This is a genomic window from Blautia sp. MSK20_18 (genome assembly GCF_020553125.1).
In the GTDB taxonomy this organism is placed as follows: Bacteria; Bacillota; Clostridia; order Lachnospirales; family Lachnospiraceae; genus Blautia_A; species Blautia_A fusiformis.
Genome location: NZ_JAJCGR010000003.1, coordinates 13,684 through 26,504 on the forward strand (window position 1 = coordinate 13,684; position 12,821 = coordinate 26,504).

Consider the following 12,821-nt stretch of genomic DNA (forward strand, 5'->3'; position numbering starts at 1 on the left):
CGGCTCACCATAATTTTCATACAGTTCAGAAAAGAAGCTGTTCTTTCAGTTTCCATTTTCTGTTCCTGGAAGTAAAGGCTGCCTCCACAGAATTCAGAAGCAGCAGCCTTTTCTGCTCCTGGGTAAGATCTAACAGAGATTCCATATATCGGAATTCCCGGGAAAGGGTTGTTCTTTCAATCGCCGGATCATCGGTATTTAAGGTTACCTTAAGTCCCATTTCGAGAAATGCTTTCAGAGGATAAGCAGACATTTCTTCCATAGCTTTTGTCTGACGGTTGCTTGTAGGGCACATTTCCAGAAAAACCCCCTTATCCTTTACAAGCTGTATCACTTCCTTATTTCCCGCGATCCTCACACCATGACCGATCCTGACTGCCCCCATATGGACAGCTGTTTTTACATCCTCTGCATTTCCGGCCTCGCCTGCATGGATGGTAAATGGAACCTGATATTCTCTTGCTTTTGCAAAAAGTGCCTCGTAATTTTCTGTTGGAAAGAGTGCCTCGGCTCCTGCAAGATCGATAGCAACCACGCCTCCATCTTCAACAAGATATTTTTTTGCCAGCTCCAGAGTTTCCAGATTTTCTTTCTGGTTAAGATCACCGCGCATACAGCATAAGATCAGATTACCGGGGATGGGAGCTCTTTTCAGACCACGTAATGCAGCATGGATCGCTGTTTCCTGAGTCATTTCCTTCTGTGTATGGAGCTGTGGGGCAAAACGAAGTTCTGCGTAGATCACACCGTCTTCTTTCATTTCAGAAAGGATAAGATAAACAGCCTCTTCCAATGCCTCTTCTGTCTGAAGAAGGGAAAGAGGCAGGTCAAAGCATTTCAGAAAATCATTGAGATTTTCGCAGGTATCCGGCACAGAAAGGAGAGAAAGAAGCTCTTCATCTGTGGCAGCCGGAAGCGTGATCTGCTGCAATGCGGCAAGTTTTCTGGCTATCTCTGTGGTAATGCAGCCGTCCAGATGTGCGTGGAGATCGATGTAGTGATCAATTCTATTTTCTGTTTTCATAGGCGCTAAGTACCTCCCTGGTTGGATTTATTCTTATCCCTGAAATGGTTTTGCGTTTCTTATGGTATCTGTCGGAAGGAAATATTAATGTGAATTCCGGGTTATATTTCCTGTGTGGCTTTTTTTAACCAGGATTGCTCTTCTTCATTCAGATACGGAGAAATCTTTTCGTATACAAGGGCATGATACTGATTGAGCAATTTGCGCTCTCCTGCTTCCATCTGTTCCGGATCGATACCTTCCAGATCAAATGGGACCAGAGTCAGTGGCTCAAATTTCATAAACTGGCCGTAGGATGTTTTTTCAGCTTTTTTGCAAACTACAAGATTTTCGTGACGGATGCCGAATTCATTTTCCGCATAATATCCCGGTTCATCGGAGGTGATCATCCCTTCTTCCAGAACAGGAGCCGGAAGCTCGGCAGGGCTTTTCCAGCGGAAGCTCTGCGGTCCTTCGTGTACATTGAGAAGGTATCCTACGCCATGGCCGGTTCCGTGGTTGTAATCCTCTCCCATAGCCCAGAGAGGTCCTCTAGCCAGGGCATCCAGATTCAGGCCGGTACAGCCGTAACGGAATTTTGCTGCTGCCAGGTTCAGGTGTCCACGGAGTACTGCTGTGAAATATTTTTTTTCTTTTTCAGTAACCGGGCCAAGTACAACGGTGCGGGTGATATCAGTAGTGCCCTCCAGATAATGTCCGCCTGTATCCATCAGAACCAGCCCTTTTGGCTCCAGTGGAATATTGGTTTCTTCTGTTGCACTGTAATGGACAATGGCTCCATGTGCACCGTAGGCAATGATGGGATCAAAGCTGTTTCCCTGAAAATTCTCCTGTACGGAACGGAATTCATAGAGCTTATCAGCAGCGGAAAGCTCGGTGATCTCCTTCATTCCCACATTCTTCTTCAGCCAGTGGATAAACTTCACCATTGCAACGCCATCTTTAATATGGGCTGTCTTTTCATTCCGGACTTCGGTCTCATTTTTGATGGCTTTTGGGAGAAGGGTCAGATTTTCACCGTCCAGGATCGTTACCTGCTTTGGAATACTGCTGACCAGCCGGCTGTTTACATTGCTTCTGGAAAGAAATACCTTTTTCTCTTCGGGAATCGTCTGTACATAGGTGTAAATATCATCATATGGATAAATAGCAATACCGTCTTTGGAAAGTGCTTCCTTAACAGAATCCGAAAAGGCTTTTTCATTGACAAAAAGACGGAGCTCACTGTCATCCAGCACAAGATAGGAAAGAACTACCGGGCAGCAGTGGATATCATTTCCGCGGATATTTAAAAGCCATGCAATGTCATCAAGGGAAGTGAGGATAAAGAGGTCTGCGCCTTTCTCTTTCAGTTTGCTGCGGATCTCACGGATCTTGTCTGCTCTGGATCTTCCGGCCCATTTTTCGGATAATTCCATTACCGGTTCACAGGAAAGTGCCGGACGATCATCCCAGATATTTCCGATGAGATCCTCATTTACAGAAAAATGTACCTGTTTTTTCTGAAGGATTCTTTCTAGCGTCTCTGCTTCTTCTGCGCTTACGGTACGGCCATCGAAGCCGAGACACATTCCCTCTTTCAGATTTTCTTCCAGGAATTTGTGGATCGTTGGTACGTCCGGTTCTCCCATCTTAAACAGAGTAACCGGAGTTCCCTCTAACTGCTGTGCAGCCTGGATAAAATATCTTCCGTCTGTCCAGAGTCCGGCCATGTCCTGCATGATCACGGCAGTTCCGGCAGAACCGGTAAATCCGGTGATGTATTTTCTGCATTTAAAATAATCCCCAACATACTCAGAACCATGAAAATCATCGGTCGGAACCAGATAAGCATCGATTCCCTTTTCCTTCATTTGTTTTCGAAGAGCTGTGATCCGTTCTGTAACTGTCATAATCTTATGCCTCCTCTGTATAATTGTTCTTTATCGCAAAGCCATGATCCATAGGGCCGCTTCCTTTTCCCAGATCCAGCATGGCAGCAAGGGCTCCGGAAATATAGTCCTTGGCACGGTTTACAGATTCCACCATGGAAAATCCCTTTGCAAGGTTGGAAGTGATGGCCGAGGAAAGAGTACATCCTGTTCCATGGGTATTGGGATTGTCGATCCTTTTTCCATCAAACCACTGATATGTTCCATTCACATAGAGAAGATCATTGGCATCATTGAGCTTATGTCCGCCCTTGCAGAGAACTGCACAGTGATACTGCTCGGAAACCTGTTTTGCAGCTTCGATCATATCATCGGCGCTTTTGATCTTCCGTCCGGTAAGCACCTCGGTTTCCGGGATATTGGGGGTGAGAAGATCTGCAAGAGGAAACAGTTCTTCCTTCAGAACATCCACCGCCTCCTCACTGATCAGTCTTGCACCGCTTGTGGCAACCATAACCGGGTCCACCACGATATTTTTTGCCCGATACTGTCGGAGCTTTCCTGCGATTATATGGATCAGATCACTTTCGGAAACCATTCCGATCTTTACTGCATCCGGAAAGATATCCGTAAAAATACAGTCCAGCTCCTGACCCAGGAACTCTGCGGTTGCATTCTGGATGGCTGTGACACCGGTGGTGTTCTGGGCAGTCAGCGCGGTGATGGCACTCATGGCGTATACTCCGTTTGCCATCATGGTTTTAATATCGGCCTGGATCCCGGCTCCTCCGCTGGAATCGCTGCCTGCGATGGTTAATGCTGTTTTCATCTTTGGTTTCCTCCGTTTTCTGTGAATATATAGTTCTGTAACTCTGTCAGATCCCGACAGTAGATATAAGCATCCTTTTTCAGCTGTTCCTGATCCGGTTCTCCCAATGCGTCATAAATACCGGCAGTCAGAAATCCTGCATTTCCGGCAGTCTGCAACGCGTAGAGTGAATCCTCCACAACCAGCGTCCGGGATGGCTCCGTTCCCAGTGCTTCTGCAGCTGTAAGATAGACCCTCGGAGAATGTTTGCTTTCTCCGATCTCACTGGTGGTATAGATTTTATCAAAAAAGGAAAGAAGTCCGTTTCTTTCCAGCGCCCGGCAGATATGTTCCCTGGGGCTTGAGGTTGCCACCGCAGCCGGGATTTTCTGTTCTGCAAGGCATTGAAGAAGTTCTCTGGCACCTGATTTTGCCGGGACCTCTTCAAAATAGTATTTACGGATCCGGGATTTCAGATCCATCACGATCTTTTCTTCGGAATACGCAAGAGTAAACCTGTTTTTCAGCCAGTCCGCTCCCTGCTCCATACTCATGGGAAAAAGGATTTCGTCCATTTCCGCAACCGGCTGATATCCCAGATCTGTAATATATCGTTTTCCAAGCTCCTTCCAAACAGAGAGCGAATCCAGAAGGATGCCGTCTGCATCAAATATCACGGCTTTTATAGGAAAAATCATGTTTATACTCCTGAAAATTTTTTTTGTGATACTCTGTCATTGGAACATTACGAAATAATTTCCCATGACATAAAAAACTGATATAAAAAACTGATATAAAAAACTGATATAAAAAACGCGGATATATCACAAAAGATATATCCGCATTTATTATAAGCCTCAGATATCCAAAATGCAACCGGGAGTTAAGGAGGCTCATCTGAAACAGCAGCTCTGTTTTTTATTCTTTACCATTAAAACAATATGTGCATACATTACAAGGATCGATCCCAATGGATTCCAGCAGATCATCCAGTCTGTGATAGCGAAGGGTGGTAAAATTCTGCATCTTACAGATATCCTGTACCATCTGCTCGTATTTCTCTGTATGTGGATCTGCATATTCATCCAGAACTTCCTGCGGACAGTTGGGGCCTTCTCTCTTCTCGATCACCTGACGGGCGATCAGCTCCATCTCAGATTTGGAACGTGAGAAGTTTAAATATTTGCAGCCGTACATGATTGGCGGGCAGGCAGGACGGACATGAACCTCTTTGGCTCCGCTGCGGTACAGAAATTCGGTTGTCTCGCGAAGCTGGGTGCCACGTACGATGGAATCGTCTATGAGAAGAAGTTTTTTATCCTTGATCAGCGCACGTACCGGGATCAGTTTCATTTTGGCAATAAGGTTACGCTGGTTCTGATTGGTCGGCATAAAAGATCTGGGCCAGGTTGGTGTATATTTAATGAATGGTCTTGCGTAAGGAATGCCGGATTCATTGGCGTATCCGATGGCATGGGCAATGCCGGAATCCGGAACACCGGCTACAATGTCCGGGTGCACGGAATCGCCGTCTCTCTTTGCAAGCATGCTTCCACAGCGGTAGCGCATCTCCTCTACATTTACACCTTCATAAGAGGCTGTCGGATATCCGTAGTAAACCCAGAGGAAGGAACAGATCTTCATTTTCTTTCCGGGCTCAACCAGAGTTTTGACTTCGTCGGCTGTTACGAATACGATCTCTCCGGGGCCAAGTTCTTTATAATCTTCGTATCCAAGGTTGATATAGGCATGACTTTCAAAGGAAATACAGTATGACCCTTCTTTGCGGCCAATTTCCACAGGAGTTCTGCCCATCTTGTCACGGGCTGCATAAATTCCGTCTTTTGTCATAAGGAGCAGAGTCATGGAGCCGTCGATCAGTCCCTGTACGTACTGGATACCTTCCACAAAGTTGTCCTTTTCACAGATCAGTGCAGCGATCAGTTCGGTCACATTGACTGTTCCATTGGTCATCTCCTGAAAATGTACCTTGGTCGTATCATACAGCTGCTGCAGAAGTTCATCGTAATTATTAATCTTTCCCACAAAAGTGAGGGCAAAGCTGCCGATCCTGGAACTGAACAGAAGGGGCTGAGGCTCATAATCAGAAATACATCCGATTCCCATATTTCCCTTCATGGAACCCACATCTCCGTCAAATTTTGTACGGAAAGGCGTGTTCTCAATGTTGTGGATGGCACGGTCAAATCCATGTTCTCCGTAAACAGCCATACCTCCGCGGCGTGTTCCCAGATGAGAATGGTAATCCACTCCGTAAAAAAGCTCCAGTACACAGTCATCCTTCGATGCTACTCCAAAAAATCCGCTCATAATGCGCTCCTCTCTACTACTATGATGTTAACGATTTCTGTTATCGTTCCTATATCCATAATCGCTATCAGTATAGCATAAGAGAATTGAAAATAAAAACCAATTTGGCGGATAATCCTGCTTTTTCAGAATAAACTATAAAGATATTAGCCGGATTTATAGAAGTGGAAAATTTTTTCTGTATGAGACAAAAGAAACAGCTCCGCTTTTACAGAACTGTTTCTTTTGGCCATTTGGCAAATATGTGGTTTAAAAATCCGGTTTATTCCTGGGTGATTCCCTTAAACTCGTAACCGGCTTCCTTGATCACTTCTTCAACCTTTGCCTCGTCAACCTTCTCAGGTACAGAGAATACAGTTGTTCCGTTCTCGTGGGAAGAAACTACGTCTTCTGCTCCGAAAGCTGCCTGGATGGCTTTGTTTACGTGTGCCTCACAGTGTCCGCACATCATTCCTTCTACATTGACCGTTACCTTTACCATTGTTTTGTTCTCCTTTTCTTCTTTTATATTTTCATCATGACTGATGTGTAATGTTACCGGATTTTTGATCGTTTTGTCTTTGGCTGCATTGTGGATCTGAAACAGATTCAGACGCAGTGCATTTGTTACAACACAGAAGCTGGAAAGACTCATGGCCGCAGCTCCGAACATCGGATTCAAGGTCCATCCGAAAAGTGGGATCCAGACACCTGCTGCAAGGGGAATGCCGATTATATTGTAGAAAAATGCCCAGAAAAGATTCTCATGGATATTCCGAAGTGTGGCGCGGCTTAAACGTACTGCCGCTGGAACATCGCTTAACTGGCTCTTCATCAGAACGATATCTGCCGCATCAATGGCAATATCTGTTCCTGCACCGATGGCAATTCCGATATCGGCTCTTGTAAGTGCCGGCGCGTCGTTGATACCGTCACCGACCATGGCAACCTTTCCCTGCTCCTTCAGAGCGCGGATCACACTTTCTTTTCCATCCGGAAGAACTCCTGCGATCACATCGTCAACTCCTGCCTGAGCTCCGATGGCTTTTGCGGTACGCTCATTGTCACCAGTAAGCATAACTACACGGATTCCCATGTTCTGAAGCTCTTTTACTGCACGGGGACTGTCTTCCTTGATCACATCCGCAACTGCGATGATTCCCAGAAGTTTACCGTTTCGTGTGAAAAGAAGGGGCGTTTTTCCCTGCTCTGCAATCTGCTCGGCTCTCCTGTTAAGGTCTGCGGAAACATTTGTCTGGCTGCTGATAAATTTCAGGCTTCCGCCTGTCAGTTTGTCACTTCCAAGTATAGCGAAAAGTCCGTTTCCCGGAAGTGCCTGGAAGCCGGTTACTTCACCTGTGGCAAGGTTCTCTTTCTCGGCTTTTTTGAGAACTGCCTTTGCCAGTGGATGTTCACTTTTTTTCTCCAGTGCACAGGCCAGAGAGAGAAGCTCTGTTTCTGTAACTCCCTCAGCCGGGAGAATATCTGTTACCTCCGGCTGACCGCTTGTAATGGTTCCGGTTTTATCCAAAGCGACGATCTGGACTTTTCCTGCTTCCTCCAGGGAAACAGCTGTTTTGAAAAGGATTCCGTTTTTGGCACCCATACCGTTGCCGACCATAATGGCAACCGGTGTTGCAAGGCCAAGTGCGCAGGGGCAGCTGATGACAAGAACGGAAATCCCCCTTGCCAGAGCATAACCGAAGGTCTGTCCTGCAAGAAGCCAGATGATCGTTGTGATCACTGCGATTGTGATCACTGCCGGTACAAACACACCGGAAACACGGTCTGCGATCTTTGCGATCGGTGCCTTGGTGGCTGCCGCATCACTGACCATTTTGATGATCTGGGAAAGGGTGGTATCCTCTCCCACTCTGGTCGCTTCGCATTTGATAAATCCGGACTGATTCACAGTTGCCGCAGAAACCATATCTCCGGTTTCTTTATCAACCGGGATACTCTCGCCGGTCAGTGCGGATTCATTGACTGCGGTGGTTCCTTCCAGGATCATTCCGTCCACCGGAATATTCTCTCCCGGGCGGACGACAAAGGTTTCTCCTTTCTGAACCTGCTCAATAGGAACGGTAAATTCCTGTCCCTTTCGTACCACGACCGCAGTTTTGGGTGCCAGCTTCATAAGGCTTTTAAGTGCATCCGTTGTCTTTCCTTTAGAACGGGCTTCCAGCATTTTTCCTACGGTGATCAGTGTGAGGATCATGGCTGCAGATTCAAAATAAAAATCCATCATGTAATTCATAACTGCAGCAGAATCTCCATCTACCTGTGCTCTTGTCATGGCAAACAATGCATAGACGCTCCACAGGAAGGATGCCATGGAGCCAAGAGCTACCAGAGTATCCATATTTGGGGAACGGCGCCACAGACTCTTAAATCCATTGATGAAAAATTTCTGGTTGATCACCATGATGATACCAGCTAGGAGCAGCTGTACCAGTCCCATGGCTACGTGATTGCCGTCAAACCATTTCGGCAGTGGCCATCCCCACATCATGTGCCCCATGGAGAAATACATCAGCACCAGCAAAAATCCCACGGATGTGATAAGGCGTTTCTTTAGGATTGGAGTTTCATGATCTTCCAGCGCTTCTTCTGCCGCAGACATGGAAATCTTTGCTCCGGCAGCTCCGCCCTTTAAGGATGCACCATATCCGGCGGCTTCCACTGCGGCAATGATCTCGCCGGATGAAGCGGTTCCCTCAACTCCCATGGAATTGGTCAGAAGGCTGACGGAACAGCTATTTACCCCCGGAACTTTTGATACGGCTTTTTCCACACGGGCAGAGCAGGCGGCGCAACTCATACCAGTTACATTATATTGTTCCATTTTCTTTCAGTACCTCCTAAAATCCAGTTTGTCCCTTTATTTCATCAGCTTCTGGAGGGTTGCTACCAGCTCATCAATGGTCTCATCCTTACCTTCCCGGATATCCCGGGCAACGCAGGTGCGGATGTGGCTGGCAAGCAGCTCTTTATTAAACGCATTCACTGCAGCATTGACTGCGGCAGATTGGATCAGGATATCATTACAGTAGGCATCATTCTCCATCATTCCTATAATGCCTCTGATCTGGCCTTCAATACGTTTCAGACGGTTGATCAGCTTTTTTTTCTCCTCTTCTGAGCGTGCAGTGTGTTTTTCACAGTAGCAGGGACAGACTTTCTTTTCAGACATAAGCTGTCTCTCCTTTCCCATAAATACCCTCATGGGGTATCCTATTTATATGGAATAATATATACCCTTATGGGGTATTTGTCAATAGAAACAGTATTTTTATAATAAAAAAGCCCGCTCATCCGATAATGGCAATGAGCGGGCAATATAAACTTATAATTAGCCGAATCAGGTAAGTCCCCAACGGGGTTGCGAAAAGCAATAAGCATTGGGTGGGGACTTGTCTATAATTCTACTCTTCCACGATATGTCCGAAATAATAGAACCCCTTGCAGGTATCCAGGCTTACTTTTACATATTTGCCGATGAGATCTTTTTCTCCCGGGAAATGAACCAGAAGATTATGCTGGGTACGGCCAGTAAGAGTACCCTTCTCACGGTTTTCATCTTCTACCAGGATTTCCTGAATGGTTCCCTGGAAACGGGAGGAATTTTCCCGGCCCTTTTCCTGTACCAGGGTAAGAAGACGGCTGAAACGGTCTTTTACCACGTCCTCCGGCACCTGATTTTCCATGCCGGCTGCAGGGGTTCCGCTTCGTTTGGAATAAATAAATGTGAAGGCAGTATCGTAATTTGCTTTTCTTACAACATCCAGTGTTTCCTGGAAATCTTCTTCTGTTTCTCCCGGAAATCCGACCATGATATCTGTTGTCAGCGAAATATCCGGGATCGCCTTACGGATCTTATTTACCAGCTCCAGATATTTCTCCTTGTCGTAACGGCGGTTCATTTCCTTTAAGACTCTGCTGCTTCCGGACTGCAGCGGAAGATGCAGATGGTGACAGATCTTCTGGCTCTCTGCCATGGTCTGGATCAGCTCATCGGACAGGTCCTTCGGATGGGAAGTCATAAAACGGATACGCTTCAGCCCTTCAATCTTTTCCACTTCTTTCAGAAGTTCTGCAAAGGTCACCGGTGTTTCCAGAGTTTTACCGTAGGAGTTTACATTCTGGCCAAGAAGCATGATCTCAGTAACGCCATCTGCGACCAGTTCCTCGATCTCGCGGATGATGGCCTGTGGCTCGCGGCTCTTTTCGCGGCCGCGGACATAAGGAACGATGCAGTAGCTGCAGAAGTTATTGCAGCCAAACATTACGCTGACTCCTGTTTTGAAGGAGTATTTGCGGGAAGTTGGCATGCCCTCTACGATCTCATCGGATTCCTTCCAGATATCAATGATCTGGTCGTCGGTCTGCAGCGTCCGGTAAAAAAGCTCCGGGAATTTGTGGATATTATGGGTTCCGAATACAAGATTTACATATTTATAATCCTTGCGGATCTTTTCCACTACGTGATGCTCCTGCATCATACATCCGAACAGTACGATCTTCATATCCGGGTGCTCCCGTTTGATGCTCTTTAAATGTCCAAGATGTCCATAGATCTTCTGATTGGCATTTTCCCGGACTGTGCAGGTGTTAAATACAACTGCATCAGCATCCTCGGTATCTACCATTTCATATCCCATTTTTTCCATGATGGCCGCAATAGACTCTGTCTGGATGGAGTTCATCTGGCATCCTTCATTCTGGATGTGGAAGGTGGGACGTTTCGTACTGCTTTTGGCAAGAAGCTCTTTACATTTTTCAATGTACTGAAGCTGGATCTCTGTTTCTTTGTTCTGGCTCAAATCAATTCCTCCAATAACTAAAAATTTCATATGTATCTATAAATTATTTTTCTTTAGACAATATCAGACGGGAGCATTGAACTCCCGTCTGATATATCATACAGAATTTACAGTTGTCTGTCAAAGAGTTTTTATAATAGCGGTGCAAAAACTCTCAGTACGTTCTGAATGGCACGTACCACAATATTTCTCTTCTGGCAGAATGCCAGATCAATGGGATCACAGTACTCCAGGGTTTCTGTAAAATCATCCCGGATGTCCAGGATCACATCATTCTTATACATCCAGACACCATCTTCAAAATGCAGATAAAGGCTTCGGTAATCCAGATTTATGGTTCCTACGACGCCTACTTTGTCATCACAGACAAAAGATTTTGCATGTAAAAATCCCGGCTGGTATTCGTAGATCTTTACACCTGCTTCCAGAAGCTGTTTATAATAAGACTGTGTCAGCAGGAAGACCATTTTTTTGTCCGGGATACCTGGTGTCATGATTCGCACATCCACACCGCTTTTTGCAGCGAGGCACAGGGCGGTCATCATCTCATTATCTATGATCAGATATGGTGTGCAGATATAAACATAGTTTTTGGCGCGATTGATAATATTAAGATAAACGTTCTCTCCTACGATCTCATCGTCCAGGGGGGAATCGCAGAATGGCTGGACATAACCGTTTCCCGGAAATTCGTTGGGGTGCCACCTGTGCGGAACATAATTTCCGAAATCAAGAGAAGTATCTGTTCTGGTAACGATTCCCCACATATATAGGAACATAGCTGTCATATTCCAGACGCCTTCTCCTTTCAGCATAACGGCTGTATCCTTCCAGTGGCCAAAACGGTTCCTCTGGTTGATATATTCATCCGCCAGATTGATACCGCCGGTAAAACCGGTCCAGCCATCGATCACACAGATCTTACGGTGGTCACGGTTGTTCTGGATTATATTAAGAATCGGACGGAACCGGTTGAATACTTCGCATTTGATTCCTCGCCGGCGCATCTCCTGATCATACTTGTATGGCAATGTGGTAAGGCAGCCGAAGCCATCATAGATCAGTCGGACATCCACTCCTTCTTTAGCCTTTTTTTCAAGGATATTAAGGATCGTCTGCCACATTACCCCGTCATTTATGATGAAATATTCGATAAAAATAAAATGCTTTGCCTGCTCCAGCTCATGCACCAGAACCGGAAACATATCATCTCCTACCTGAAAATACTCTGCTGTGGTATTCTCGTGAACCGGATATCTTGAATACTGCCAGATGTAATCCGACTGGATTCTCATGGAACGGTCATCCTCGTTTAAACGTTTTCTTGTAAGCTCTGAGCCTTCCAGGTATTCTGCTGTTTCATCAATAAGATTCTGATAATGCTGCTCCATTACAGCGCCGATCCGTGACTTACCGAAAAGAAGGTACAGGGAAACACCAAATACCGGAAAAATAAGGATCAGCATCGTCCAGGCGAGCTTATAAGATGGATTGATCTTTTTATTTACGATCCACAGAACAACCAGAAAACCTATGGCCTGCATTCCGATCGTCACCCATCTGGAGTATTCCATAAGCCGGAAAAGGGCGATCAGCAGCCATGCCAGCTGCACAACAAGAGCCAGAGCTACATAAAAAATTCGATTAAATAATAATTTAAGGAGCGATCGCAATGGTTTGATAATCAGTTTAATAAACAAATTCATATTTCTTTCCTTCGTCAAACGTTCCTGTTTCTATTTAATTAAAAATCCCTGACCATACAGCCAGGGATTTTTGCGCACAATTAATTATATTTACGTTTTCTTGCGGCTTCAGATTTTTTCTTACGACGAACGCTTGGCTTCTCGTAATGCTCTCTCTTACGGATTTCCTGCTGGATTCCCGCCTTAGCACAGCTTCTCTTGAATCTGCGAAGAGCGCTATCTAAAGTCTCGTTCTCTTTTACGATAACGTTTGACATAGACTCACACCTAACCTCCCTC

The 12,821-nt window shown here is 45.8% G+C and carries 10 protein-coding genes; all 10 read right to left on the bottom strand.

Annotation, left to right across the window (positions count from 1 at the left end):
* Positions 1 to 25: 25 nt before the first annotated feature.
* The 10 genes from add to rpsU all read right to left on the bottom strand — a co-directional run bounded on the left by add (position 26) and on the right by rpsU (position 12,799).
* Entirely contained in the window at positions 26 to 1,024 is a 999-nt protein-coding gene (gene add, locus LI091_RS02620) for an adenosine deaminase (RefSeq protein WP_173734100.1), read from the bottom strand.
* Between the two features lie 101 nt (positions 1,025 to 1,125).
* Positions 1,126 to 2,916: an aminopeptidase P family protein gene (locus tag LI091_RS02625; RefSeq protein ID WP_265190763.1), complete on the bottom strand. Its 1,791-nt coding sequence runs from the start codon at positions 2,914 to 2,916 to the stop codon at positions 1,126 to 1,128.
* A 4-nt stretch (positions 2,917 to 2,920) separates the two neighbouring features.
* The gene (gene thiD, locus LI091_RS02630; RefSeq protein ID WP_265190764.1) at positions 2,921 to 3,724 is read right to left on the bottom strand and encodes a bifunctional hydroxymethylpyrimidine kinase/phosphomethylpyrimidine kinase; all 804 of its coding nucleotides are present in this window, start codon (positions 3,722 to 3,724) and stop codon (positions 2,921 to 2,923) included.
* Positions 3,721 to 4,401, bottom strand: a complete 681-nt coding sequence (locus LI091_RS02635) for an HAD family hydrolase (protein ID WP_265190765.1) — start codon at positions 4,399 to 4,401, stop codon at positions 3,721 to 3,723. The genes thiD and LI091_RS02635 overlap by 4 nt, the downstream gene beginning before the upstream one ends.
* Before the next feature lie 220 nt (positions 4,402 to 4,621).
* Entirely contained in the window at positions 4,622 to 6,034 is a 1,413-nt protein-coding gene (locus LI091_RS02640) for an amidophosphoribosyltransferase (RefSeq protein ID WP_265190766.1), read from the bottom strand.
* 262 nt (positions 6,035 to 6,296) lie between these two features.
* On the bottom strand, positions 6,297 to 8,858 hold the full coding sequence (locus tag LI091_RS02645; RefSeq protein WP_265190767.1) for a heavy metal translocating P-type ATPase: 2,562 nt from the start codon (positions 8,856 to 8,858) through the stop codon (positions 6,297 to 6,299).
* A gap of 36 nt (positions 8,859 to 8,894) precedes the next feature.
* Positions 8,895 to 9,206, bottom strand: coding sequence for a metal-sensing transcriptional repressor (locus LI091_RS02650; RefSeq protein WP_129975875.1), 312 nt, complete (start codon positions 9,204 to 9,206; stop codon positions 8,895 to 8,897).
* 232 nt (positions 9,207 to 9,438) lie between these two features.
* Positions 9,439 to 10,866 carry a tRNA (N6-isopentenyl adenosine(37)-C2)-methylthiotransferase MiaB gene (miaB, locus tag LI091_RS02655; RefSeq protein WP_129975873.1) on the bottom strand — a complete coding sequence of 476 codons (1,428 nt, stop codon included), beginning with the start codon at positions 10,864 to 10,866 and terminating at the stop codon, positions 9,439 to 9,441.
* A 101-nt stretch (positions 10,867 to 10,967) separates the two neighbouring features.
* Positions 10,968 to 12,542 (bottom strand): cardiolipin synthase, encoded by a 1,575-nt coding sequence (gene cls, locus LI091_RS02660; protein ID WP_265190768.1) that lies wholly within the window; start codon positions 12,540 to 12,542, stop codon positions 10,968 to 10,970.
* A gap of 80 nt (positions 12,543 to 12,622) precedes the next feature.
* The gene (rpsU, locus tag LI091_RS02665) at positions 12,623 to 12,799 is read right to left on the bottom strand and encodes a 30S ribosomal protein S21 (RefSeq protein ID WP_004222305.1); all 177 of its coding nucleotides are present in this window, start codon (positions 12,797 to 12,799) and stop codon (positions 12,623 to 12,625) included.
* Between the last annotated feature and the right edge of the window lie 22 nt (positions 12,800 to 12,821).